Origin of the sequence: Bartonella sp. W8122, from assembly GCF_016102485.1 — a bacterium.
Classification (GTDB): domain Bacteria; phylum Pseudomonadota; class Alphaproteobacteria; order Rhizobiales; family Rhizobiaceae; genus Bartonella; species Bartonella apihabitans.
Map to the genome: position 1 here is coordinate 1,927,274 of NZ_JACFOO010000001.1, position 26,227 is coordinate 1,953,500.

Annotated in this window: 21 protein-coding genes, 1 tRNA gene, 1 other RNA gene and 1 pseudogene; 11 read left to right on the forward strand and 13 right to left on the reverse strand. The window is 44.6% G+C overall.

From position 1 onward, the window contains the following. Positions 1-226 precede the first annotated feature (226 nt). The 3 genes from secD to H3S83_RS08465 all read left to right on the forward strand — a co-directional run bounded on the left by secD (position 227) and on the right by H3S83_RS08465 (position 5,702). The gene (gene secD / locus H3S83_RS08455; protein WP_198239693.1) at positions 227-2,776 is read left to right on the forward strand and encodes a protein translocase subunit SecD; all 2,550 of its coding nucleotides are present in this window, start codon (positions 227-229) and stop codon (positions 2,774-2,776) included. Positions 2,777-2,955: 179 nt separating this feature from the next. Continuing rightward, a complete protein-coding gene (ybaL, locus tag H3S83_RS08460; RefSeq protein WP_198239415.1) occupies positions 2,956-4,728 on the forward strand; it encodes a YbaL family putative K(+) efflux transporter in 1,773 nt (590 codons plus the stop codon). Next, complete coding sequence (locus H3S83_RS08465) at positions 4,725-5,702, forward strand: YbhN family protein (RefSeq protein ID WP_198239416.1); 978 nt, start codon at positions 4,725-4,727, stop codon at positions 5,700-5,702. The genes ybaL and H3S83_RS08465 overlap by 4 nt, the downstream gene beginning before the upstream one ends. Before the next feature lie 31 nt (positions 5,703-5,733). On the opposite strand, the gene H3S83_RS08470 is transcribed toward H3S83_RS08465, so the two are convergent. The 3 genes from H3S83_RS08470 to H3S83_RS08480 all read right to left on the reverse strand — a co-directional run bounded on the left by H3S83_RS08470 (position 5,734) and on the right by H3S83_RS08480 (position 9,014). Then, positions 5,734-6,753, reverse strand: a complete 1,020-nt coding sequence (locus H3S83_RS08470) for a dihydroneopterin aldolase (RefSeq protein ID WP_198239417.1) — start codon at positions 6,751-6,753, stop codon at positions 5,734-5,736. Positions 6,754-6,778: 25 nt separating this feature from the next. Continuing rightward, the gene (locus H3S83_RS08475; RefSeq protein WP_198239418.1) at positions 6,779-7,351 is read right to left on the reverse strand and encodes an NADPH-dependent FMN reductase; all 573 of its coding nucleotides are present in this window, start codon (positions 7,349-7,351) and stop codon (positions 6,779-6,781) included. Positions 7,352-7,451: 100 nt separating this feature from the next. Beyond that, positions 7,452-9,014: a TerC family protein gene (locus H3S83_RS08480; RefSeq protein WP_198239419.1), complete on the reverse strand. Its 1,563-nt coding sequence runs from the start codon at positions 9,012-9,014 to the stop codon at positions 7,452-7,454. A gap of 459 nt (positions 9,015-9,473) precedes the next feature. On the opposite strand from H3S83_RS08480, the gene H3S83_RS08490 reads away from it, so the two are divergent. Beyond that, a tRNA-Lys gene (locus H3S83_RS08490) sits at positions 9,474-9,549 on the forward strand. Between the two features lie 319 nt (positions 9,550-9,868). Here H3S83_RS08490 and H3S83_RS08495 read toward each other — a convergent pair. The 3 genes from H3S83_RS08495 to H3S83_RS08505 form a co-directional block, all read right to left on the reverse strand. Continuing rightward, entirely contained in the window at positions 9,869-10,564 is a 696-nt protein-coding gene (locus tag H3S83_RS08495; RefSeq protein WP_198239421.1) for an amino acid ABC transporter permease, read from the reverse strand. After that, a complete protein-coding gene (locus H3S83_RS08500; RefSeq protein ID WP_198239422.1) occupies positions 10,561-11,286 on the reverse strand; it encodes an amino acid ABC transporter permease in 726 nt (241 codons plus the stop codon). Before H3S83_RS08500 ends, H3S83_RS08495 begins: the two co-directional genes overlap by 4 nt. Before the next feature lie 104 nt (positions 11,287-11,390). Then, on the reverse strand, positions 11,391-12,200 hold the full coding sequence (locus H3S83_RS08505) for an ABC transporter substrate-binding protein (RefSeq protein WP_198239423.1): 810 nt from the start codon (positions 12,198-12,200) through the stop codon (positions 11,391-11,393). Between the two features lie 171 nt (positions 12,201-12,371). On the opposite strand from H3S83_RS08505, the pseudogene H3S83_RS08510 reads away from it, so the two are divergent. Together H3S83_RS08510 and H3S83_RS08515 are read left to right on the forward strand one after the other, a co-directional pair. Beyond that, positions 12,372-12,715 (forward strand): annotated as a pseudogene (locus H3S83_RS08510) (integrase core domain-containing protein); the annotation flags it as partial. A gap of 149 nt (positions 12,716-12,864) precedes the next feature. Continuing rightward, complete coding sequence (locus tag H3S83_RS08515) at positions 12,865-13,506, forward strand: hypothetical protein (protein WP_198239425.1); 642 nt, start codon at positions 12,865-12,867, stop codon at positions 13,504-13,506. A gap of 752 nt (positions 13,507-14,258) precedes the next feature. Here H3S83_RS08515 and H3S83_RS08520 read toward each other — a convergent pair. After that, positions 14,259-15,182, reverse strand: a complete 924-nt coding sequence (locus H3S83_RS08520) for a PhzF family phenazine biosynthesis protein (protein ID WP_370541370.1) — start codon at positions 15,180-15,182, stop codon at positions 14,259-14,261. Between the two features lie 207 nt (positions 15,183-15,389). Further along, positions 15,390-15,884, reverse strand: coding sequence for a DUF992 domain-containing protein (locus H3S83_RS08525; RefSeq protein ID WP_198239427.1), 495 nt, complete (start codon positions 15,882-15,884; stop codon positions 15,390-15,392). Positions 15,885-16,059: 175 nt separating this feature from the next. On the opposite strand from H3S83_RS08525, the gene H3S83_RS11700 reads away from it, so the two are divergent. Then, positions 16,060-16,401, forward strand: a complete 342-nt coding sequence (locus tag H3S83_RS11700) for a BA14K family protein (RefSeq protein WP_078039689.1) — start codon at positions 16,060-16,062, stop codon at positions 16,399-16,401. Positions 16,402-16,938: 537 nt separating this feature from the next. On the opposite strand, the gene ilvC is transcribed toward H3S83_RS11700, so the two are convergent. The 4 genes from ilvC to H3S83_RS08550 form a co-directional block, all read right to left on the reverse strand. Then, the gene (ilvC, locus tag H3S83_RS08535) at positions 16,939-17,958 is read right to left on the reverse strand and encodes a ketol-acid reductoisomerase (RefSeq protein ID WP_198233139.1); all 1,020 of its coding nucleotides are present in this window, start codon (positions 17,956-17,958) and stop codon (positions 16,939-16,941) included. 11 nt (positions 17,959-17,969) lie between these two features. Beyond that, positions 17,970-18,629, reverse strand: a complete 660-nt coding sequence (locus tag H3S83_RS08540) for a TetR/AcrR family transcriptional regulator (RefSeq protein WP_077971923.1) — start codon at positions 18,627-18,629, stop codon at positions 17,970-17,972. 264 nt (positions 18,630-18,893) lie between these two features. Continuing rightward, a complete protein-coding gene (locus H3S83_RS08545) occupies positions 18,894-20,819 on the reverse strand; it encodes a potassium transporter Kup (RefSeq protein ID WP_198233140.1) in 1,926 nt (641 codons plus the stop codon). A gap of 101 nt (positions 20,820-20,920) precedes the next feature. Continuing rightward, positions 20,921-21,658, reverse strand: coding sequence for a pyridoxine 5'-phosphate synthase (locus H3S83_RS08550; RefSeq protein ID WP_198239428.1), 738 nt, complete (start codon positions 21,656-21,658; stop codon positions 20,921-20,923). Between the two features lie 105 nt (positions 21,659-21,763). On the opposite strand from H3S83_RS08550, the gene H3S83_RS08555 reads away from it, so the two are divergent. Together H3S83_RS08555 and H3S83_RS08560 are read left to right on the forward strand one after the other, a co-directional pair. Then, positions 21,764-22,159 carry an STAS/SEC14 domain-containing protein gene (locus tag H3S83_RS08555; RefSeq protein WP_198224319.1) on the forward strand — a complete coding sequence of 132 codons (396 nt, stop codon included), beginning with the start codon at positions 21,764-21,766 and terminating at the stop codon, positions 22,157-22,159. A 688-nt stretch (positions 22,160-22,847) separates the two neighbouring features. Then, positions 22,848-24,191, forward strand: coding sequence for a dicarboxylate/amino acid:cation symporter (locus H3S83_RS08560; RefSeq protein ID WP_198239429.1), 1,344 nt, complete (start codon positions 22,848-22,850; stop codon positions 24,189-24,191). A 307-nt stretch (positions 24,192-24,498) separates the two neighbouring features. On the opposite strand, the gene H3S83_RS08565 is transcribed toward H3S83_RS08560, so the two are convergent. Continuing rightward, positions 24,499-24,804, reverse strand: coding sequence for a DUF2853 family protein (locus H3S83_RS08565; RefSeq protein ID WP_077971932.1), 306 nt, complete (start codon positions 24,802-24,804; stop codon positions 24,499-24,501). 179 nt (positions 24,805-24,983) lie between these two features. Here H3S83_RS08565 and ssrA point away from each other — a divergent pair. Beyond that, positions 24,984-25,353, forward strand: a transfer-messenger RNA (tmRNA) gene (gene ssrA, locus H3S83_RS08570). Positions 25,354-25,639: 286 nt separating this feature from the next. Further along, on the forward strand, positions 25,640-26,221 hold the full coding sequence (locus tag H3S83_RS08575) for an SspB family protein (RefSeq protein ID WP_198224313.1): 582 nt from the start codon (positions 25,640-25,642) through the stop codon (positions 26,219-26,221). Positions 26,222-26,227: the final 6 nt, after the last annotated feature.

Here is a 26,227-nt window from a genome sequence, read left to right on the forward strand (position 1 = left end):
GCAAAACTCCGGCATCGGTCCTTGTTGCCGCTTGATCTTTCCATTAGTCTGAAAAGAGGACTTTGTGCGAACATTTAATGGCAAGCGGACGGGAAATCATATTTTCGACACGAAATTAAGGCGTTGCTACTGCCTAAATGTTGAAAACTTCAAAAAGAAGGTTCTTATCTGAACCAAATCGTAATATAGAACCTATTTTTTAGGTGCCAATTATTGGATGGATCTTATGCGAACACCACGCTGGCTAACAACTTTATATTTTGTCGTTCTTCTCTTGGGAGTTCTGGTTGCACTACCTAACCTGTTGACGGAAAAGCAGCTCGAATATTTACCATCATTCATGAGGGATACAAAAGTTGTTCTGGGCCTTGACCTCAGAGGTGGTTCTTCGCTCGTTCTCGAAGTCGATGCCAAGTCGCTCAAGCGCGATCAGTTACGTACCGCACTTGATAATGTCCGTGGCAAACTTCGCGAAAAGCAAATCCAGTCAACCAGTGTCCGTATGATCGGCGATTCGATTGTCGCCGTCATTCCCGATGCGGGTCAGCGCCAAACCGCATTGACTGCGCTTCAAGAATTGGCGACCCCTATTTCGGCAGGCGCATTCCGCGCATCTTCGTCTGATATTGATGTAAGCGAGCAGAATGACGCAATCCGCGTCACGCTGACAGAAGCCGGCATCAAATATCGGGTAAACAATGCTGTTGACCAAAGCCTTGAAATTATCCGTCGACGCGTCGATCAGGTCGGTGTAGCCGAACCGAGCATTCAAAAAGTCGGACTTGATCGCATTGAAGTCCAATTGCCAGGATTACAGGATCCGAAGCAATTACGTGATCTTCTCGGAACTACGGCGAAAATGACATTCCACCTTGTTCCTACCAATGTCGATATGGAAAATCCGCCTGCAGGTGTTTCGATATTGCCGGGTTATACCGACGAGAATCAGCGTTTTCCTATTTATGATCAGGTTTCGCTTGACGGTAGTGTGTTAACCGATGCTTCGGCCGGTTTTGATCCGCAAATTCCCGGCAAGTCGCTTATTTCCTTCAAGCTCAACACAATCGGTGCGAAAGCATTTGCCGAAATTACACGAGAAAACATCGGCAAGCCGTTTGCTATTGTCCTTGATAATAAAGTTCTGACAGCTCCAGTCATTCAAGGCGTCATACCTGGCGGTAGCGGACAAATTACCGGCAATTTCACTCCCAAAGAAGCATCCACCCTCGCCGCCTTGTTGCGTGCCGGCGCATTGCCTGCTCCTTTAACAGTGATAGAAGAACGCACTGTCGGTCCGGATCTCGGTGCGGATGCGATCAAAATGGGGCTTTATACCGGTATTGCCGGTTTCTTCCTTGTTGCCCTTTTTATCTTCCTTCTTTATGGACTTTGGGGCATTATCGCCGATATAGCCCTTGCCCTTCATACTGTTCTTACTTTCGCGGCGCTCAGTCTCATTGGTGCAACGCTCACGCTTCCCGGTATCGCCGGTATCATTCTCGGAATTGGTATCGCGGTTGATGCGAACATTCTTATTAATGAACGTATCCGTGAAGAAAGTGAAAAAGGCATGGGGTCTATGGCCGCGCTTGACCGTGGCTTCAAACATGCGTTTTCAACCATTATCGACGCGAATGTGACGGCCGCTATAGCCACAGTTTTACTGTTGTGGTTCGGTACCGGTCAGATACGCGGCTTTGCTGTCACAATGCTTCTTGGCATCATCATTTCATTGTTTACCGATGTCACCATCGTGCGTATCATTATGTCGTGGGTTGTGCGTGAATGGAAAATTAACAAATTGCACATCCACTCATTTTTCAAATTCATTCCTCAACACACCAATTTTCACTTCATGAACGCACGCTTCATCGGCATTGGTGTTTCCATTTTCCTGTCAATTGCGTCAATCGTGCTGTTCTTCAAGCCGGGGCTTAATTTCGGTATTGATTTTATGGGCGGCAGCCAGATGGCTATTACCACCAAGGCCCCTGCCGATCTCGCGACATTGCGCTCGACATTAGGACAATTAGGATTGGGCGAAATTGCCCTGCAAAATGTTTCCAACCAGAACACAGTGCTCATCAGAGTTCAGCAACAGGATGGTGGTGAAGCCCAACAAACTGCAGCCATTGAAAAACTGAAAACTGCCGTCAAGACAATCTACCCCGATGTCACTTTTGACCAGATCGAAGTTGTCGGTCCGAAAGTTTCCGGTGAACTTGCTACAGCCGGCTTTACTGCTGTCGTCCTCGCAGCCATTGCCATGATGTTTTATATCTGGTGGCGTTTCGAGTGGTTCTTTGCTGTCGGTGCCATTGTCACCATTGTCCTCGACACCACAAAAATGGTCGGCTTCTTTGCATTGTTCCAGCTAGACTTCAATTTGACGGCTATTGCCGCGCTTCTCACAATTGTCGGCTACTCGGTCAACGATAAAGTGGTGGTTTATGACCGTATGCGTGAAAATATGAGGCTCTATAAAAAGATGGCCTTGCGACAATTGGTCGACATGTCGATCAATCAGGTGCTTATCCGTTGTATTTTCACCTCAACGACCACTGTTCTTGCTATGCTCCCGATGGCGATCTGGGGCGGTAGTGCTGTTCATAATTTTGCCGTTCCAATGGTTGTCGGTGTGATTATTGCGACATCGTCGTCAATTTTCATTGCTGCACCAATTCTGCTCTTCCTTGGCAATTGGTGGCATCATCACCATGAGGGGCGCGATCTCATTGAAGACAAACCGCACCCGAATTCAGTGAGCGCAAAATAATTTTTTCCAAAAGCCGGTGTGACGAGGTCATGTCATACCGGCTTTTTTTGGGGGGGTAATCGCCCGATTTTAACAAAACAAATCGGAAAATTTTGTCATAAGCTTAACACAAATGATGTTTAGGTTCGTGGCATATTGAGGGGGTCTAATTAAAAACAGGGAGGAAATTCCAGCCGCAGATGATACAGGATACACCATTGGTAACAACTATTGTTGTGGGATTGTGCCTTGCATTTCTGTTCGGTGTCCTCGCCAATCGTTTACGAATCTCGCCACTTGTCGGTTATCTTCTGGCCGGTGTCATTGTAGGGCCCCACACTGGTGGATTCCGTGTCGATTCGGTTTTGATCAATCAGCTTGCCGAAATCGGTATTATCCTGTTGATGTTCGGTGTCGGCCTGCATTTTTCTTTTAAAGATCTTCTTTCGGTCAAAGCAATCGCTATCCCCGGTGCTATTGTCCAAATGACTGTTGCCACAGCATTGGGGCTAGGTTTCGGTCTTATCATGGGATGGGGAATGGGTGGCGGCTTGGTCTTTGGGCTTGCGCTTTCTACAGCCAGTACCGTTGTGCTTTTGCGCTCGTTGCAAGAGCGCAATCTCATTGAAACAGACCGTGGACGCATTGCTGTCGGATGGCTTATTGTCGAAGATCTGGCAATGGTTCTGGCCCTGGTGCTCATCCCTGCCCTGTCAACATCACTGGGAGGAAGAATAACCGGCGAAGCCGATCCTCTTGCCCAATGGATGCAATTGGGACTCTTCGGGACAATCCTTCTGACAATTGCAAAAGTTGTACTGTTTGTCATTTTGATGGTGATCGTTGGCCAACGTGTTATCCCCTGGCTTTTGAAAATTTCTGCCCAATCCGGTTCGAGAGAACTTTTTCGCTTGAGTGTTCTTGCAATTGCTCTTGGTGTCGCATTTTTTTCAGCTCATCTTTTTGGCGTTTCTATTGCATTGGGTGCTTTTTTTGCCGGTATGATTATGAGTGGTTCGGAGCTCAGCCAAAGAGCAACAGAAGAAACATTGCCACTTCGTGATGCTTTTGCCGTTCTGTTTTTCGTTTCCGTCGGAATGCTTTTTGACCCATCCAAATTGTTGACAGCTTTTTTGCCTCTGATTGTAACACTCGTCATTATTATTGGCGGCAAATCTCTTGCTGCTTACGCAATCGTCCGGCTCTTTCATCGTCCTTATGCAACTGCTCTCACAATTGGTGCCGGCCTTGCCCAGATAGGTGAATTTTCTTTTATTCTTGCAGGGCTTGGAACTTCGTTGGGAATTATCAATGACGAAGCGCGGGATCTTATTGTGGGAGGCGCCATTCTTTCCATTCTTTTAAATCCTCTGGTCTGTTTTGCCGCCGAAAAAATTCGTTCCCGTCTTGAGACGAAAAATGGCGAAACCACGATTATAGATGTCGGCGCCGATGACGATAGTGATTTGGCAAAAACCGATAAAACCAACCACACAATTCTGGTCGGCTTTGGCGATATCGGTGAAAAAATTGCCGATTCTCTCCAACGCTCTCACACAGATTTCATCGTCATTGATCATAACGGGCAGGCTGTCAAAAGCGCCGAGGACAAAAAAAATGAAGCAATTCTAGGCAATGCAGCCAATATCACTATACTTGAGCGAGCCAATATCGGAAAGGCCCGTCAACTGGTTATATCAACAAAAAGCGCAATTGACGCGGCTAAAATTGTTGCCGAGGCTCGCAAATCGAATGACCGGATCCATATTATTGCCCACGCTGTCACAGGCGTGGAAACCGCTTATCTAAAAGATATGGGGGCGAATACGATAGTGACGGATGACGAAGAAATCGCTAAAGGTATGTTAAAACATTTGAGTTATCCCGAAGAGGATGAACAGGCATGTTCGGATGACAAAACTTCCCCGTCGAATAATGGGGGAACGCCGGAAAATGTGAGTGGATACGTATGAAACTGAAGAAATATATTTGGCCGCTTATCGGCATCGTCGCAATGGTGGTGTCCATCTATATTCTTTACCACAAATTATCGGCGATTTCATTTAGTGACGTTACCGGCAGGCTTGGCGCATTAAGCCCGCATCACTGGGTACTTGCCGCATTTTTTGCATTGCTTGCTTATGCTGCTCTTGCCGGTTACGACCGTATTGCGTTGCAACATTTAGGCAAAAAAATACCGCTTCATTATATTGCCATTTGTTCGTTCACAACATATGCGCTTTCCCATAATATCGGTGCATCGGTTTTTTCAGGCGCCTTAGTGCGTTATCGTGCCTATAGCAAAAAGGGCTTGAGTGGTGTGGAAATTGCCGTTCTCGTCGCTTTTTGTTCCTTTACCTTTGCTCTTGGTACAATCCTGCTTTCCGGACTGGTACTCGTGATACGACCGGATCTCATTACGCTTGTCCATGAAGGTATTCCCACATGGCTTGCCGTTACCATCGGTATAGGAATGTTGACATTTGTTGCGCTTTATATTTTGGGCAGCCTTTTGCAATTGCGCCCGTTAAAAATCGGCAAGTCATTCCAGATTTCCTATCCGCATTTCAGTATTGTCGTTCAACAATTGATTATTGGACCTTTGGAATTGATTGGCGCGGCAGGCGTTATTTATGCCACCCTGCCCGATATCGGAAACCCCGGTTTTATTGCGGTTTTGGGTGTATTCCTTGCGTCCTTTACTGTAACGCTTTTATCGAATGCGCCTGCTGGCGGTGTCGGAGTATTGGAAGCCCTGTTTATGGCCGGTATGCCGAATATGAATGCGGCAGATGTCATTTCGGCTCTCATTGTCTTCCGCCTGCTTTATCTCATTATACCGCTTGTTATCTCGCTATTCTTCGTTGCCGCTTTTGAAATAAGCCAATACCGCCAGCGCAATGCAAATATTGCCAATAACGCAGCGAAAAAACCGGATACGAAATAAAATTCAAAGAAGCTTGAAGAGACGACGTTATTCAAGCTTTCTTTTTTTGTCGCTCGATTTCCACACCAACTGCGGCAGGCCCCAACTCGAGCTTATCCACCCGGACGATAACTTTTTGAACCCTCGGGTAAGCAAGAATGAGTGCAGCTATCCGTTCGGCCAATGTTTCAACAAGTTCGACATGACCCAGCGAAACGAGATTTTTGATACCATCAAGAATAAGATCATAGGAAAAAATATGACGCATATCTTCCGGATTGGAAGACAAACGTTCAACATCGGCCTTGATGTTGAAGCGGACCTTTTGTTTATGCCCGTATTCACGTTTATAGGCACCGATTTCCATCGGCAAAATAAAATCTTCAATAATAATGCGATCCGTACCGAGCCCCGAACCTTCGGGAAGTTGTTCCTGCCCACTATCTACGGGTAAAAGAGCGCGCATCAATAAATTGGTTGCATTATCGCCAAACTGGCCCGATTTGACCGGATGTTTAATAATAAATCCCAGCCAATCAGGTGAATAAGGTAGCAAACGTGGAATGTCAGGTGCCTCGATCATCCCGATAACACCCGCTTCCAAATTATTGGCACGGGATTTTGTCATGAATTGACCGATATTTCCTACCTTTATCTGGCTCAAAATTGTCTGGTCAAGATTACGTGGCTGAAGCAGAATACCACTAAAGCCCAAAGCGCCGATAATCGTGATCAAAGAATTATCTGGCGAATTTTCCGCTTCTATCAATGCCACCAGAGGATAATCATTACATTGATTTACCAGCGTTTTCACAAAAGCCGGAAGCTCTTCCGGCAAAGCCGAAACAACAATCCTTTGCGCGCCGCACCGCTCCATCACTCTGGAAGTCAACAAATGGGGATCGGAAGTCAGCAACCATATTTGCGGCGAATAGCTCGCCATATTTTTCAGTGCCGAACATAGTTTTTGCATTTTTTGCAATGTGCCGGACACTAAAACAATGTCAGCGCGGACGCTATAAGCGACCCGCGCATCGTCCTGATCTTCAAGAACGACTAATAATTTAGTCATCACCTTGTCCGAAGGCTAAAACATGTCAAAATTTCGGGCGGATATTTTTCAAACCGTTATTCATTTTGAACAATTCATCAAAAACTGCCTGTGCCCCACCTTCAATAGCGGCGCTTGGTCTGAAATTACCATTCTCGTCTATATACTGGGTATATTGGGGAATTGGCAAAGTTTCAAGAATCGGTACCATTCTTACGGCGTTAACCATCAACCGTGCCGTTTCTACAGCTCTCAAGCCTCCGGAAATGCCGCCATAGCTCAAAAATGATACTGCTTTATAACTCCATTCATGTGCAAGATAAGTCACAGCATTGACAAAAGATGAGGGTGGCAGATGGTCATATTCGGGAATGACGAAAATATAACAATCTCCCTTGGCGATGAGCTTGCTCCACTCTTTTGTATGGGAATGTTCATATTGATGAAGACGCGGATGCTTCGGCTCATCGAATAATGGCAGATTGATTGTTGCCAGATCGATCAATTCAACATCAAAGTTCGAGTGACTGTCCGCATATGAACACAGCCAATCGCCAAGCTTTTTACCGACACGGCCAGCGCGCGTAGGCGTAACGATGATCTGCAAACGTGGTTCCATATCCAATTCCCTCCAAATGAGAACTATTCTTTATCTTACAAATTCTCGTAGATAAGTTAAGCGTCTTTAACAAATAACTGACTATTTTTTTATTGACAAATTATTGATCTTGCTTTTTTACCGGCGATATCAACACTTTTGCTATGTTCCGTCGGTCCATTTCAACGACCTTGAAATTAAAGCCTTCGGCTTCAAAACTCTCGCCCGTCACCGGCAAATGTCCGAAATGCCATAACATAAAACCGGCAAGAGTTGTATAACGATCATTCTCATCCACCAAATCTTTATCAAGATAACCGCTCAATCGACGAATATCGGCATAGCCTTCAACCATAAAGCTGCCATCTTTCAACTGTTCTGCAATAACCGGTTCGTCATCTTCATCCGGAAAATCGCCGGCAATAGCTTCCAATATATCCGTCGGGGTTGCGACACCTTCAAACGAGCCATGTTCATCAACCACTATGGCAAGTTGAATTGCTGAACGACGCAATTTTTCCATGAGACGCAAAACACTGGTATTTTCATGAACGACGAGGGGCTGACGCATGGCTTTCTGCCAGTCGATATTCTTGCCTTCGGCGAGATCAAGCAGCAAATCTTTAGTCAATGCAACGCCGACAAATTCGTCAACTTTCTCGCGGGCAAGCACAAGACGGCTGTGTTTGAATTGCTCGAGTTCGTTGCGCATTTCCTCTTCATCAGTATCAAGGTCAAGCCATTCTATCTCGTTTCGCGGGGACATGATCGACCGGACAGGCCGGTCAGCGAGATCAAGTACACCACGAATCATCTGCTTTTCTTCCGGCCTGAATATTTCCGAGGCGGCAGCCTGTTCAGCAATAAGATCAACTGTTTCACCGAGACTCCCTTCTTTTTTACCGCCGCCCAGAAGACGCAGCACTGCACCGGCTGTCCTTTCGCGCAAATCATTGGTTGAAATAAGTTTCTCTCTGTTATGCCGGCCGATCTGGTTGAACGCTTCGATAAGAACAGAAAAGCCGATAGCTGCATAAAGATAGCCCTTCGGAATATGGAAACCGAAGCCTTCAACAATGAGGCTAAAGCCGATCATCATCAAAAATCCGAGACACAGGATGACAACTGTTGGATGGCGGTTAACAAATACCATCAGGGGGCCAGAGCCCCACATCATCACACCCATAGCGATAATGACGGCAAGATACATCACCATCATCTGATCTTTTGGGATCATACCCGTCGCCGTAATGATACTATCCAGAGAAAAGACTGCATCGAGCACAACAATCTGGACAATAACTTGCCAAAACACCGCATGGACAACCGAAGTCGAGTTTTCCTGAACCTCGCCCTCCAACCTTTCATGAAGCTCGAGTGTCCCTTTTGCAAGAAGAAAAGCTCCGCCTATTATCAGGATGATGCTGTGCCAACTGAAATTGAAACTCCCCACTGAAAAAAGAGGTTGGTCAAGTGTCATGACCCACCCCATCGCCGTCAGCAGTATCAAGCGCATGACCAATGCACAGCTCAAGCCTGTCAAACGGGCACGGTTCCTTACTTTAGGAGGCAATTTTGTAGCCAAAATTGCGATAAAGACAAGGTTATCAATGCCTAGTACAATTTCCAGAAATATAAGTGTTACAAGCCCCATCCATGCATGGGGATTTGCTATCCATTCCATAATCCGTCAATTCCGAGAAAAGTGCCAAACAAAGGAAAATAGTCGAGGAAAAATATAGTCAACCATTTTTAATCCTCGAGGTCGCCATTTGCAAAACAGCGAACACAACCGATCCTGTTATTCCGGCTCTAAAAGCACGCCGGAACGCCAAATCAACATGATGGTAATGAAAAAATCCCCGAAACGGCCTATACCGCTCGCTACTACAAGAAGGGTCTTCTGATGAATTTTGGTCGGGCATTACGCTCGATCGTCCTCTCTTTACCGGTAACAATCAAAGTCACACGCGTTAATGAAAGTGATATAATGAGGCTATTTCGTATGAAGATCAAGATATTTTCGCAATCTTTATACTTCCCGCTTCAACAATGAATGAAATGACAAAAAAACGAAAATTTTCTATGGACATCAATCCTTAGGAACGCTATAGAACCGCTATCGTTGATCAACAACGCCGTTGGGTGATTAGCTCAGTTGGTAGAGCAGCTGACTCTTAATCAGCGGGTCACAGGTTCGATCCCTGTATCACCCACCATTTAAGTCTCTGATTTATAAGTGTTTTTTTAGACCAGAAAATTTTCCGATAACAAAGTTTGACACTTTTTTCGAAGAGTTTGACAATTTATGTACTCTTTTTGTTCATTCTAGCACCTAGTCTGACAACAGCCGCTTCGACCTTTTTGCTCTTGTCAGCACGTTGAGAATAGTGTCTTGCGATTTCAATTGTCTTTTGTCCCAACGCATTGCCATGCCTATATTTTCGGACAATGTTTGAAAATAGTTAAACGGATCTCGCTTGTTTTTCTAAAATAATTGCAGCAGAACCAAAACACAAACTTAATCTGCAATGCCTTTCAGACAAACTGTCTTTCTTTTGAATAGTGTTTGTTGATGCATTCTGCAAAAAAATTCAATGTCATACAGAGCACGAAGTAAACAATCCCGACGAATAGATAGATTTCTGTTGAATAAGCGCCTGTCAAGCGACCGTCAATTTGCCGCGCCAAGGTCAGAAATTCTTGTGTACCAATGATATATGCCAACGACGTATCTTTCGTAAGCGAGATACATTGGTTGATAAATGATGGTGCCATGCGTGGCAGTGCTTGTGGCAAAATCAAAAACCATAGAACTTTCCACCTATTAAATCCTAGTGCTAGTCCGGCTGCCCATTGGTCGTCGCCAACGCTGCGCAGACCTGCTGCAACAGAATGACCAAGATAAGCCCCGCCAACCAAGGATAACGCCAAAACAATAGTCTGTACTTTTGGCGCAGATATGCCAAGCATCATGGGAAGCAAAAAATAGATCCAGAAAATTAACATCAAAATCGGGATGGCCCGGAAAAACCCGAGAATAGCAACCAGAACCAACTGCCATTTCTGTCTCGACATAACAAGCAGGATACCGGATAAAAGACCGAACAAAGCTGATAAGACAGCTGAAAAAACACACAATAGCAATGTTAAAGCCAAGCCGCCTACCGGCCCGTTTGGCCAAGCACCAATCATCAAATATTCGAAATTATCGAAAATGAACGAAAAGTTCATGCCTGAACCCTCCGACCAGTGCTTTTAAGCCGACGTGTTTCGATAATGCGCCCGATTATCTCGATAAGCGCAATGGTTATTAAATATAACACTGTCAAAATAAGATAGACAGGAAAAGCCAAAAGTGAACGCGTTTCAATTTGGCTTGCGACATAGAAAAGTTCGGCAACGCCTATTGAGGCTGTTAGAGAAGAGTTTTTTAAAGCCATCATATATTGGCCGAGCAGTGGTGAAAGCGCGTTGCGTACCGCTTGCGGTAAAATTATAAAACGGAATGCCTGGCTTCGCGTAAAACCAAGGGCATAAGCAGCAGATTCCTGATTTATCGGTACAGTCTTTATACCAGCCCGCAATTCTTCTGCGATATAGGCGGCTGTATAGAGTGCCAAACCAATAAATCCGTATATAAACTCGTATGACGGCCAATTTAAAGTAACTGGGCCGAAAACCCATTGATGTGCATCCAGTAACCAAAATCTGATGTTGTCCGGTACAAAACGGCTGACCCCGAAGTACCAAAAGAACAGTTGAACCAACAATGGTGTATTTCGGAAAATCGCTATGTAAGCTTTGGAAAAAATATTGAGGGGCCAAAACGGGCTTATGCGCATGCTGCATAAGACGGCACCAAGTAATGAGGCGGCGATACATGAAAGAATAGTAAGGACAATGGTTACCTGATAACCGTTCCATATCCAACCTAAATACTCGTGTGACAGCATGTGCTTTACTCAAAAGTCTTGCGTATAAATTTTTGTTCCTGGAACAGACAAAAGAGCCGGTTGTGCCGGCTCCTTTGCACAAGTTTCATGTTGGATGACGAGAATTATTGTTTATCTCCAATCTTGAACAATCTGGGGAGCGGAGTTTTGCTATCGGGGCCGAACCATTTATTGTAAATTTTTTCCGCTTTCCCTGTCTTTTCCAAATCCAGCAGAGTTTCATTGACAACAGTAACAAGTGCAGTTTCACCCTTGGGTGCTGCTGCTGCCATGTAATCATTGGAAATGGTAAACGCTGGCACCTCATATTGATCTTTGTCCGGGACATTTGCCAATAAACCAACAAGCTTCGGACCATCTTGTGTGATGGCTTGCACATTGCCGTTTCGCAACGCGGCAAAAGCAAATGGCGTGTCATCGTAAGTAATAACTTTTGCTGTCGGGTACAAATTTTTCAGATTGATTTCATTGGTTGTGCCTTTATCTGCTCCTATGCGCAAATTTGCCAGTTGGTCAGCTGATTTTAAAAACCCTTTTTTGGCAATAAATTGTTGACCTGAAGCAAAATAGGGAATGGAAAAATCAACCTGCTCGGCGCGCTCTGGTGTGACCGTAAAATTCGCCACAACCAAATCCACCTGACCTGAAGTCAAAAGAGGTATGCGGTTTGCCGGATTGGTTGGATGAACTTCCAATTTAACGCCAATTTTGTCAGCAACAGCTTGAGCAAAATCAACATCAAGCCCGGTGATCTGTTTTGTTTTTTCATCAACAAAACCAAATGGCGGATTGCTATCAAAAGATGCAACTTTTAGAACGCCAGCTTTTTTTATGTCGTCAAGACGATCAGCATATGCGGCGCTGGCAAAAAGCACAAGAACTGCAGCCAATAATGTGGAAAAATAACGCTTCATGATGATCCTCTTCATGATAGTTGGAATGAGGTTTTCATTTTCTCCATTTTTAGCGGTGAGATAAGAAACATATTGCTAAAATCGTTATTACAATTAGAAAAAAATTTTAGAAAATGAATGTTTTTAGGTTATGCAAACCTGACCGGATTGCTACTGTTATTTTTGCAAAATCTGGAAGCGATTGAAAAGCACTTTGCAACCGCAAGGGCGCCACACCTCATTGAGCATTTACCAGACAATGCTCATGCTACACTGCATTGGAAACGAGGCAGTTTGCAGTAGCGCTTAATCTCAAGCCCTGCTTTACGCCGGTCAAAAGCCCGCAATCAAACGGTATTTCGGAAGCTTTTGTCAAAACGCTTAAACGCGATTATATCAAAATATCCAATTTTCCGGATTCCAAATCAGCTCTTCGGCAGATCAATGGATGGATCAAGGATTATAATGTAATCCATCCACATTCCGCGCTCAATATAAACTCTCCAAGGATGTTCAGAAGGGCGTTAAATCAATAGATCATGTGTCCGCTCAAACGGGAGAAAGTACATCAATTGATCTATAACCAATTATATTATATAATAATCTTGTATTCATGAAGAATAATGTATTTTAGGTGTATTAAGACATGACGGCTTAAGTTGCCTTCAATTTATGGAGGACAGTTATGATTAATTCTGTATTTAATAATGGCCGTATGTCAGGTGCAGAAACGGCTCTACATTTTCTGAAGTCCAACGAGACCAATCAATTCAATAGCGACACTAAAGGTTCAAGAGGTATATCACCGACCGTTGCCGCTTCTGGCAACACTCCTCTTTCTGCGTCTTCATCTGATGCAATATCCAGAATTCAAGAACTTATCGCAGGCAAAATCGATGTTAATGCTGTTCAGACTGGTTCTGTTTATCATGACACCATGACAAGCATTGCTGAATCTTTAAGGAATGGATCGTCTGTTTCAGCTGATGGAACAATTACAGCAAATCCCAACATGACCGATGATGAATTGAAGGAATTATTCACTCAAGTTATGAAAAGCCATATTGCTCAAGGTAAAATTACTGAGTCCGGGTTAGCCGAAGCTATCCAATCCGGTAAATTTGAAATTGTCCTTGAAGGCGATATGACTGGTAACCCGATATTTAAACAAGGTAGTTTTAAAGTTGTCGGGGATGGATATGGCTTTATTAGTGATAAAGCTTGGAGATCAGAGGCTGATAATGAGGCAATCAATGCTTTTCATGCTTCTGGTAAACGCGTCATCGAATCTGGAATTGGACCAATGCGCTTCGGGATTATTTTTTAAATAATCTATTCTGACCTAACATATTATCGAAGGAAATAAGAAAAAATACTTATCGCTTTTGGTGCATTAACTGCTGTTTGTGCTTTTTCAGATGCGTTATATCGGGCGATTGGTCCTCTGCGGTTTCACTGTGAAAGGCGACTTCCATAGTGATTGCCCGCCGGGAGGAGCGACCTTCTGGATTAAATTGCTTGAATTAAGTCTTTGCGCCGCGGGGTGTTAAACTTCATATACCGCTGATCATCTGAGATTCAACGCGGTTTACTTTTAGAGAAAAATACGCCGCGCGGCTTAGTTGACCGCATTGCTGCCAATGCTGGCTGAAACCAACTTGTGTTTTTTACCTTCCCTTCAAGCTCGAGTTGGAATGAGGGTCTTTTTCATCACTTGTTCATGATCAGCTTTTCAAGGTACTTATTAAGTTGCCAAACATGCTTTTCTACAAAATTCTGGCAGAATACTTCTTGAATTTTGCGAAGGTCAGAAAACATTGGTTTATCATTTCATGGTTTTCGAGATAAATTTACAAGATAGTTCACCAACAGTGTGGTGAGATATTATATTTTTTTATGATTATTCTATCATCGTAACCAAAGCGGGATATTAAAACCATACATTGCTAAGGATTTTCGGTAACTGAAAATAATGGTTTTTGAAAACAGCTTTTCGAAAATCATAAAAGCTGAAAGCAATCTCAAGTAAAAGAATGTTTCCTCGCCCCCTATGATCACGGCAGGACAGCCAAAAAATATTCAAGGGAAGATATGTCCTTCGGAATATTTGATAGCTGTTCCGCCAATGCGTGCAGAAACGAGTTTTCCGTTTTCGACATACCATTCGAGACGGATTTTCGACACACGATTCATCTCCATTCCCTGCTCGAGCCAAATGTCTTTCTTGCCATCCAATGGATGATCAAAATGCTGGACAACACCGCAAAATGCAGATGCTGCCGAGCCGGTTGCGGCATCTTCCGAACCATCCGGACGAAACATACGAACATGAAAAGCACTCTGGAACAACTGCGTTTCCCGGCTATAGAGGTAAAATGACGGTGTCTTTACGTTAAGCTTGTCGAAGTTCTCCATAATATAAACGGGATCAGGCGATGCACTGGCAACAGTTTTGAGATTACGCAAGGGCACAAAAAAGAATGGAACACCCGCTGTCCAAAGCGAGGGAACATGATTTTCAAAGCCTATTTCCTTACTTTCAAGCCCGAATACTGCTGCAAAAATTTCTTTCGGTGTATCCATCGGAAGTTGTTCGGGGAGTTTTGGCAGATCGAATTCGGCAAAAGCGACTTTTTCACTCAAATCAACCACCGCACGGATAATTCCGACTTTCTCCTCAAGAATAATAAGTGAATCATTACGGCAATTGTTTTTTATATTTTTCCGTGCGAGGGATATGGCGGCGCCAACAGTCGGATGACCGGCAAATGACATTTCTCCATCCGGTTTGAAAATTCGCAAATTGGCGACATGTTTTTCATCTTTCGGAGGATTGACGAAAACAGTTTCCGACAAATTGAATTCACGCGCGATAGACTGCATTTGCTGATCGGTCAAACCGTCTGACTCATGCACAATTGCTACAGGATTGCCCGAGAGAACCATGTCACTGAATACGTCGTAAACTTCAAAAAAACGGCCATGATACGCCACGGTAGCAATTCCCCTTTTGCGACAAAGTTCATTTAATATAAAACTTTTCCTCTCTATGCTTATGATGAAACAAACCGATATGTAAAGTTTCATTATGCTAAAAATAAAAGGACACAGCCTTGAGGCTGCATCCTTTCTGTTAAAACGTCTCGTCTCTCAACAAACAATTGCGTCGAAAAGTTTTATTCTTTTCGCCAGATATGACGTTTTCAAAAATTATTTGTTATCGGCGCTCAAAGTCAATTTCGAAACGCCAATAGCAATATTGGCTCCCTCATGAGCTTGTACACTCACTGGTTGCAAAGAAAACGCTTTGTTATCGCCAACAAGTATGTTGGCTCCACCACCAACACCGGCAGCAGCGTCGACACTGACCCCCTCATATTTACCCACGAGAATTCCGGACTTGTATGCGTCTTTACTTGCCGCCATGACCATCCACGACAATTGTCCGGCACCTGCTTTACCAATATCGATGCCGAGCTGTTCGATTTTGCCGACATATTTGTCTGTCTCGGCGCCTTTATCATTCGGCTGGAAAACACAGGTGAGCTTTTCTGTCGCTTTGAAGATATGTCCCTCGGCGCCCTGCCCGGTACAGACAAGCACCCCGATTGTGACTTTGTCATCTGCAAATGCTCCGGAGGCGCTCAAACAAGCGCTCCCGACCACGATCCCGGCAATAACAATATTTCTCAAAAAATGTGACATTATATTTGATCCTTCTCTACTAACCATTCCAAATTTGGCGTATATTAAAAAAATTACAAGTTGCCTGAAGAGAAGTTTTGAAGAGTATCATTGAATTCTTATAACTTACGATACGAAACGTGATCGTTATGATTCAATTTATTCAGAATTCTTTAAGGTTTTAACGAGGAAGGCCATGATTTTCCGGTTAGCTAAATTATTTGTTATACCTTTGTTCTTATCCACAACGCTCGCAATAAACGCCGGTGCAGTAGAATTAAACAGTCCATTGGCTCCCATAACCCGCCCGCAAAATGCCCCGCTTCCTCACTCGAATTATGGAGTTCCAAAACCTAACCGTAATTATAAACCGGAGCTGACGCATCCTTCCGGCCCCACATATAAACTGGATACCGGCCCTGATATAAATCATCAGCAATGGTGTAGCGACCGTTATAAAAGCTATCGTTCGTCGGACGATACTTATATAGATCGGGGCGGCGTTCGCCAGACCTGCAAGTCACCTTTTCCGAAATAAATCATTTTTATAATCGGGACACGCTTTGATGTGCGATCGATCTGGTGGTCGGTCGTTCATCTACCGGCCGGACAAGATGATCGTTATTATAATCAATGATATTTTTGTTCGTCTGCCGATTTTGACTAAACGGTAATTGCAAATGATGTTTGCTACGTTGTCTGCACTTACCCGTCTTTTAAAGAGGTATCAGGTATTGTCACAGTCAACCGCGCTTTTCGGGGTTTTGCTCCAACCATTGGCTTGTCGGTTATATCGAGTAAAAAAAGGCCGTTAAACATTATTGAAGGTTTTTATGTGATCAAACCGGATAATCTTTTTCCTGCCTTACAAAATTATAACCGGAGGTTTCTTGAAGCCGATAATGAAACACGGAACGGTTCGAAAATAAATATGACGCTGCAGCGCTTCAGCCCTGCGCGTTGATCGTAAGTTGCAAGCCGATTATCACAATTGGTAATTTTCTATATGATATTAAAAGAAAAAGGGCTGACATCCTCAGCCCTTCTTCAGAATTTGGACTACAAAAACGCGCGATTAGTTGCGTGTTTTATCAACCAATGCGTTTGCTTTGATCCACGGCATCATCTCGCGCAATTTGCCACCGATTTGTTCAAGCTGATGTCCGTCATTAATGCGACGGATTGCTTTGAAGCGAACAGCACCGGATTTATATTCCTGCATCCAGTTGGAGCAGAATGTACCGTCCTGAATGTCCTTCAAAACACGCTTCATATTCGCCTTGACTTCATCGTTGATGATACGCGGACCACTGACATATTCACCCCATTCGGCGGTGTTGGAAATTGAATAGTTCATATTGGCAATGCCACCTTCATAGATGAGGTCAACAATGAGCTTCATCTCGTGGCAGCATTCAAAGTAAGCCATTTCCGGAGCATAACCGGCTTCAACCAGAGTTTCGAAACCCGAACGGATAAGGTTGACAAGACCACCGCAAAGAACAACCTGTTCACCAAAAAGATCGGTTTCGGTTTCTTCCTTGAATGTTGTTTCAATAACGCCAGAGCGACCGGCACCAATTCCGCAAGCGTAAGAGAGCGCCAGATCATGCGCATTGCCTGTAGCGTCGTGACCAACAGCAATAAGGCTCGGAACACCGCCGCCGCGCTGATATTCGCTGCGCACTGTATGACCGGGACCTTTAGGAGCAATCATAATGACATCCACTGTCTTTTTCGGTTCGATCAAACCGAAGTGAATGTTCAGACCATGAGCAAATGCAATTGCTGCGCCGTCGCGCAAATTGTTGGCAATCTGTTCTTTAAAAATGTCGGCCTGCAATTCGTCGGGGGTAACCATCATAATGAGGTCAGCCCACTTGGCTGCTTCGGCAACGGTCACAACTTCGAATCCATCTGCCTGAGCTTTTTTAGCTGTTGCAGAGCCCGGACGAAGAGCAATTTTGATTTCCTTCACACCGGAATCTTTCAGGTTTAATGCATGGGCGCGGCCTTGCGAGCCATAGCCGATAACACCGACTTTTTTGGATTTTATCAGGTTTACATCTGCATCACGATCATAATAAACACGCATAGAAAACTCCCTTAAATTTGCGTTTCATCTGTTTTATTCATATTTTTATGCCCGAAAAGAGCAAAAAATTGCCTTGTCGCTGTGCGCGCTTCGCGAATGATTTCTTCATCATCCATGTGAAAATCGTCACCCAGCAATTTACGTATCTGGACATCACGAACAACAAGTCCGAAAAAGGTCCGGAATGCATTATCGAGGTTGTCCACTTGCAAAAGTCCGCAATCGCGACCGATTTCCAAAATCGGTTTCAGGCGACGCGCCATTGCGTAAGGCCCACGATAAAGCACAATATTACCGAGATTGTTTTTGTCCGTACCGGCCTGACTGACTGCAAGCCGGTTAAGCGCAATCGAAGTTGGCGAGGTCAAAACCATTAACCAATCGCGCGCAAAATGTTCAAGACTGTTAAAAAGTGTTTGTTCATCAACCGCTTCGCGGCTGATCGGTACTGCGCGAACCCTTGACGCCTGCCACTCGACCATTGCTTCAAGAAATGTATTGCGATCGCCGAACCACTTGTAAAGCGTTTCTTTCGAGCAACTCGCCGCCTTTGCGACTTTCGACATTGTCAATGCCAGATGGTCTTTGACAAGCAATTGTAATGCCGCGTCCAGAACGTCTTTCTGACGATCTGTCAAATTATTGACCAGAGCATTTGTCGACTGTTGCATGTTCGCTATTTTCATTTCGTTTGCGTACCGTACCGTACGGTTCGTAACCATGCTACGAGAAAGTTGCATGTTCGCTATTTTCATTTCGTTTGCGTACCGTACCGTACGGTTCGTAACCATGCTACGAGAAATCGGCAATATCAAGTATTATTTTCAGTAAAAATTTCTTTTTTGTTTTGAATGAGATTTGTCAGGATAATTTTACCGGCCTTGTCACGTTTCGGGTCGTGAACAAAGCCGGCAGAAAACAGCAAATTTTGTCTTTCAAACGGTAATCTGGGTGCCGATTTCTACAACCCGACCGGTAGGAATCTGGAAATATTCGGTTGCATCGGCGGCGGTTCTGGCAAGGAAAATATAGAATTTATCCTGCCACATTGGCATATCGGATTTGGCTGCAGGCTTAATCGAACGACGGGACACAAAGAAGGATGTCGTCATAATATCGAATTTCCAGCCGAGTTTGCGACATATTGCCAAAGCCTTCGGAATGTTTGGTTGTTCCATATAACCGAATGTTAAAGTAACTTGCATGAAACGCTCATTAAACTGGGAAACACGGGCCCGATCTACTGAAGGTACACGTGGCGTTGAAGCCGTATTCACCGTCAATATCACATTGTTTTCATGCAAAACTTTATAATGTTTGAGGCTGTGCATCAAAGCACTGGGTGCGCTTTTCGGATCGCTTGTCAAAAAGACCGCTGTGCCCGGTACAATAATTGGCGGCTTTTCCGCCATTTTATTAACAATCAGATCAAGCGGTACCTCGGCCTTGCGGGTTTTCTTGAACAAATGACGGCTGCCTCGAACCCATGTCCACATAACGAGCACAACACTAAAGGCAAGCCCCACCGATACCCAGCCGCCATCATGGATTTTAATGAGATTGGCACTGAAGAAAAGAAGATCAAGACACAGAAACGCCAGTGTCGGCACGAGACATAAAGCAAGGCTCCACTTCCAGATGCGTTTCATAACAATGAAAAGCAAAGATGTTGTCACAATCATGTTGCCGGTAACCGAAATGCCGTAAGCGGCTGCCAGATTGGACGATTTTTCAAAGCCGATCACAAGACAAATAACAATCACCGCAAGAAGCAGATTAACCCGCGGCATATAGATTTGTCCGAGATTCTTTTCCGAAGTGTGCAAAATTTCAAGTCGCGGCAAAATGTTAAGCTGGACGGCCTGACGTGCCATGGAAAAAGCACCTGTTATAACAGCTTGGGAAGCGATCACTGTTGCCATAGTTGCAAGCACAATCATCGGAATGAGCGACCATTCCGGCAACATTTGATAAAACGGATTAATTGTGTTGCGCCCGTGAGAAAGAATAAAGGCCCCCTGCCCCAAATAATTGAGGACAAGGCATGGGAATACTATCCACAGCCAGGCTGCGACGATTGGCCGGCGTCCGAAATGTCCAAGATCGGCATAAAGTGCTTCAGCGCCGGTCACCGCCAAAAATACCGCTCCAACTGCCGCAAAGGATGTCGCCGGATTGCTGATAATATAGGAAACGGCATACCAGGGAAATAATGATTTCAGAATCGTCAGATCATCAAATATATGGAAAAGTCCGAAACCGCCTAAAGCCAGAAACCAGACCAGCGTTATCGGCCCGAAAACAATTGCGACCTTGCCCGTGCCAAATCGTTGCACGGCAAAAAGTGCCACCAGAATAATAAGTGTGAGCGGCACAATAAAAGGCTCAAGATCGGGAGCGACAACCTCCATACCTTCAACTGCAGACAACACTGAGACAGCGGGTGTAATAACGGCATCACCGAAAAACAGAGATGCGCCGAGAATCCCGATTCCCAATGCCCAACCACCTTTTCTACGAAAGGTCGAGCGCGCGAGCGCCATAAGGGAGAGAATGCCGCCTTCCCCGTTATTGTCGGCGCGCAAAACAAACACAACATATTTGATTGTAACAATAAGCAATAAAGCCCAGAATATCAGGGAAATTACGCCATAAACGTCATATTTCAAAATGTCATGGTTTCCTGCACCGGCGCGTAAGGCTTCGCGGAAAGCATAAATCGGACTGGTACCGATATCGCCATAGACAACACCGATAGCGCCAATCAAAAGGAGTAAAAAACTCTCTTTCGAATGGTCATTATTTTCATCAGCTGTCGTGAGATCGTCGCTCACAGCGTCAATATCTTGAGGCTCCGCCATAGCGCAATCCTTTCAGCCGAAATTTTAATTGTGTTAAAGAGATCAAAAACGGGCAAAAGGTTACCCGAACTATTTATTTCAGTTGACACCCGATCGGGCAGTTAAATGGCCAACGCCCTTTTGAACCTTAGAACGGTTTCCCTCATTCCATGTTCCAAAGCATCTGCAATAAGTCCATGGCCGATCGAAACTTCATAAAGCCATGGCACGTTTTTGACAAGAGGGGCGAGGTTGGGCACTGTCAAATCATGCCCCGCATTGACAAGAAGCCCCAATTGTTTTGCCTTTTCAGCAACAAGTGTCACCGCTTCGAGTGCGAGCAACTGTTTTTTATCACTGTCATAGGCATCACCATAAGGACCGGTATAAATCTCGATACCGTCGGCACCGAGCGCTTTTGCTTGATCAAGGCCGTCGATCACCGGATTTACAAATAAAATGACGCGGATCGAGCGATCTTTCAGCCGTTTGACAATCGGCTCCAAAAACGCACTATCCTTTGCAAAATTCCAGCCGTGATCGGAAGTCGACTGGTCGGGAGAGTCGGGCACCAATGTTATCTGGTTGGCATAAGTTTCAGCCAAATCGAGAAAGGCTTCGTCAGGATATCCTTCAATATTGAATTCCCGATTTGGAAATTCATCGTCAATCAAACGACGTATATCAGGAAGATCGGTAAACCTTATATGGCGCTGGTCAGGACGGGGATGGACAGTAATGCCGTCAGCACCGGCATCAAGCGCTATGCGTCCCATCCCGACAACATTTGGCCAAGGCAAATTCCTGCGGTTGCGCAACACCGCGATGGCGTTAAGATTAACCGAAAGTTTTATTGTCATCGACAGCACCTATCAAGTCCGCTTAAAATCTGTAGTATTGAAAACTTCAAACGTTATACAAAGTTCTACATATAACTTAATTCAGCCACAAGAAAGGGCAAAAGCATGTTACCCGAAGATACAATACCGGTGATCTCCAAGATCAAAACCAACCGCGCCGGTGCAATCGGTTTTTCCGTTAACGGTGTGCTTGCTTCTTCCGATGTGGAAAATCTCTATGGACTTTTTGAAGCGGAAGCGGAAGGGCAAAATCATATTGATATGATTGTCATTTTTAAAGAATATGACGGAATTGATTGGGAAAGTCTCTTTAACGAAGACACAGCCAAAATCAGAGCCGAAGCTTTCAAAAAACTGAGGCGTTATGCCATTGTCGGCGGCCCCTCCTGGCTCAATCTTGCGATTGAGTTTTTCCGGCCTTTCGGACGTATCGAAACAAAATGGTTTGCTTCCGAAAATATTGATAAAGCCTGGGACTATATCGGGGCAAAACCTGTTTGATCATATCAACTATTCAACTTTCACATTGTTTTTAACGGGCAGTATAAAAAGCTTTGTCCATGACAAAATGCAACCGCAACATGCTTTCCCAAACCGGATTTCTAATATTATCAGCAAGAAACACGGCAAAAGACTCAACCGGATCAATATCAATAGCCAACCGGATATAGCTTCAAAAGAACCGGCATTTGTCTAAAGACAACAGATGACAGAATTGTTATTCTCACCGTTTGTTTATAGCCGAAGCAAAGCTGTCTCATCATTTAAAATAACCGGTGGTTCCTGTTTTTTTACAAACCCGGCTTTAACGGAGTTGGATAGCGTCGTTTTATAACCATGTTTGCCGATATTCGAATCCGGTTAAAACCGGAGCTTGAAGTCTTCCGTCCGATTGAAACTTTTGCCGCTACAAAGAATGGCCAAATAGAATAGCTGCGCTACGGCACGCCCCGTTTTCTAAATCGGTTGTTGATAAGCTCAAAAAAAAGAACGGTTTTTTCTGACAATTTCTGTGCGTTTTTATCAAAATTATCAATATTTAAGGTTATTTTCCGTTCAAATAAACTTGCAGACCAATAGTCTCTTGGCATATGACTTGCGAGACTTTATTGTAGAAGTCGACCGGGCGGTGGCCGAGGAGCCGCCGATGCAACATGAGTAATAGCACGGTCGATCAGAGGGAGGCTTCATGGCTTACAAAATTGAACAAATGAAACAACCACGACCCCATCGTGCGCTCTATAAAGTACTTTATGTACAAGTGATATTCGCGATCATCTGTGGTATTTTGCTCGGATATTTTTATCCTGATGTCGGTGCATCATTGAAGCCGCTTGGCGATGCCTTCATCAAATTGGTCAAGATGATTATCGCACCGGTTATCTTTTTGACCATTGTAAGCGGTATTGCCGGTATGAGCGACTTGAAAAAAGTCGGACGGGTCGCCGGTAAATGCATGCTTTATTTTATCACCTTTTCAACTCTGGCTTTGATTGTCGGTTTGATCATCGGAAATGTGTTGGAACCGGGTGCCGGAATGCACATCGATCCGGCTTCACTCGACACCGCTGCGGTCAAAGTTTACGCCGAAAAAGCCCATGATGCATCAATCGTCAAATTCTTGATGAACATCATTCCTTCCACTGTGGTTTCGGCTTTTGCAGAAGGTGACATTCTTCAGGTACTGTTCTTTTCGATATTGTTCGGTATTGCTTTGGGATCAGTTGGTGAACGTGGCCGTCCTATTCTGGATTTCATCCATGCTCTTTCCACACCGATTTTCAAATTGGTAGCCATTCTCATGAAAGCAGCTCCTATCGGCGCTTTCGGTGCTATGGCTTTCACAATCGGCAAATACGGTATTCATTCGGTCATCAACCTGTTCTTCCTTGTCGCAACCTTCTACCTCACCTCGTTTTTGTTTGTTGTCGTCATTCTCGGGGCTGTCTGCCGCTATAACGGCATTTCGATTTTCAGAGTGATTCGCTACATCAAGGATGAATTACTACTGGTTCTCGGTACTTCCTCTTCCGAAGCAGCTTTACCGACCTTGATGGAAAAGATGGAAAATGCGGGAGCAAAAAAATCGGTCGTTGGTCTGGTTATTCCGACAGGCTATTCATTCAACCTCGACGGTACCAACATTTATATGACATTGGCTACTTTGTTCATCGCACAAGCTTTGGATATTAATCTCACCCTCGAGCATCAAATCCTTATTCTTGTTGTGGCGATGATCTCCTCAAAAGGTGCTGCCGGTGTGACCGGTGCCGGTTTTATTACGCTCGCTGCTACACTTGGCGCCGTTCCGGCTATTCCTGTTGCCGGTATGGCAATTATTCTCGGTATCGACCGTTTCATGTCGGAATGTCGTGCATTGACCAATCTCGTTGGTAATGCGGTTGCCTGTATTGTGGTTGCCCGTTGGGAAAACGAGCTAGACACAGTCCAACTTCACAAGGTTCTAGGCGGACATGAACATCAACATGGTCATCATCATGTTGAAGAACAGAAAAGTGGAGAAGCCAAATAATAATATTTGGTTTACTAGATTAGACACTATGCCGATTAAAAGCCCCTCTTTAGGGGCTTTTATTTTTGGGTAATCTCCAATAAACCCACGCCAAGATTACGCCGCGAACGAGCTACCCCAAGCGCCGATCAAGCCACATCCCGATCAAACCACACAAAGCGCCCGATCAAACCAAATAAAGCATATGTGCTTCTCTATTCTGAAAAATTCTATAAACGCTCGGGCAAGCGGGCTATCTATTCGACCTAACCGGACTTTCTCACTCCGACTTTTTGGCTAAGGCTTGTCCAGTTTTAGCTCGCGTTTGTCAGATCTTGCCCAAAAGCCCCAATTCTTTGGCAACAAAATAATAAAATGTCACCCGATTCTTCATATGTTCCGTTTTCAGTAATTCGGCGGTCTTTTTCACTGCACGTTTACTCTGTTCGACATCTGCACCGAGCTTTTCTTCGGCCCATTTTTCTACCCGTTGAAGCTCTTTCTGATCGCTTACAGCGACCTCGGCAGCATCGCGTTTTTGCAAAGTAAGTGACAAACGGTTCTCTAGCCGTTTAACCGCATCCTCGTCGGGATTTGCGTCATATTTTTTTATTTGCTCCAAATGGTTTTTCATTGCTTTCAGTCTCCTATCGGAAAAATTGGTGATATTTTTTAAAACGACCGGTTAATGATCTTCCGTTAAACCCGTTTCGGACTTTATGCCCCCGAGAAAATCAGTGTCAGAGCCGGACAGGTCCGGTATTTTTTTGATCTCTACCAAGTAGAAAATAGGGCGCGAAAAAGTTAGACAACCCCCTTTCCTCTTTCCCTCGATTTACCTATATTGGGTTTGCTGGCTTGCCAGCTATGGTAATAAATGGACAGTGTAATAAACCCATTGGACCCGGGGGCGGTACCCGGCGCCTCCACCACAACCAAAACGGCTCACGCTTTGTAGCTGTTTTTGTTATGAAGGGGGCGAAACAGGATCGACAAGGGCGTAAAGATTGCTCTTTTACCCGGCATTGTACCACCGTTATCGGGCTACTTAAGTAGTTGCAAATGACAACTATGCGGAAGCTCGTCTCGCTGCTTAATTGCGGCGCGAACGCTTCAAATTAAGTCTTGGACCTTCGCCGGTCCAAGCGGGGTTCGGAGGCACCTGGCAACAGAAGCCTTCACTATCTGTCTGTAAGCGTTCTCTCTATTGGTTTTATTGGTAAAAATTTACTGCTCTTTTTTCTCTTAGGGGTCCTTGAATTGGTGCGGGAAGCCATTCCTGAAGTTTCTTTTTTTGGGTCAAAAACAAAGCCGGAACACCCGAAAGACCCAAAAGACATTGTCATACAGAAATTCAATAAAATTTTTGAAGAGATTTTGATTGCCTCATTGCATAAAGACCGTCTACATTGCATTAGAGATGATTGCCAAGTTTGGATAAAATACATCGGAGAAGGAACAGGTTTTCAATGGTTCATGATCAGATCCGTTATGACATTCTCGTTCAGGACGCTTTACGGAGTGTTATTCGCAAAGTTTTGTCTGAAGTAGCAAAAGCCGGCCTTCCGGGTGACCATCATTTTTTCATTACGTTTCTGACGAACGCTCCGGGCGTGAAAATCTCCTCACGTCTCAAAGAACGTTATCCCGATCAAATGACAATTGTTTTGCAACACCAGTTTTGGGATTTGAACGTTTCCGAAAGCGGCTTTGAAGTCAGTCTTTCTTTCGGCGATGTTCCCGAACGTCTGGTTATACCGTTTTCTGCTGTTCAGGTATTCTATGATCCTACGGCTGCTTTCGAAGCGGCTTTCGATCTCGCCTCCGATCTTCCCAAAAGCGATAATGACAGTCCGGACGTGAAGACACTTGCAAAAGAGACCGAGGGTGGCGAGCTTACCATTCTTGCAGACAAGAAAGACAAGAAAAAATCTGCTGTAAAATTGAAGTCACATTCAAAGACAGAAAATGAAAAAGACGGTCAACAAACGCCAAAAGAAAAGAAACCGTCGGCAGATGTTGTCTCGCTTGATGCTTTTCGCAAGAAATAAGGCGTT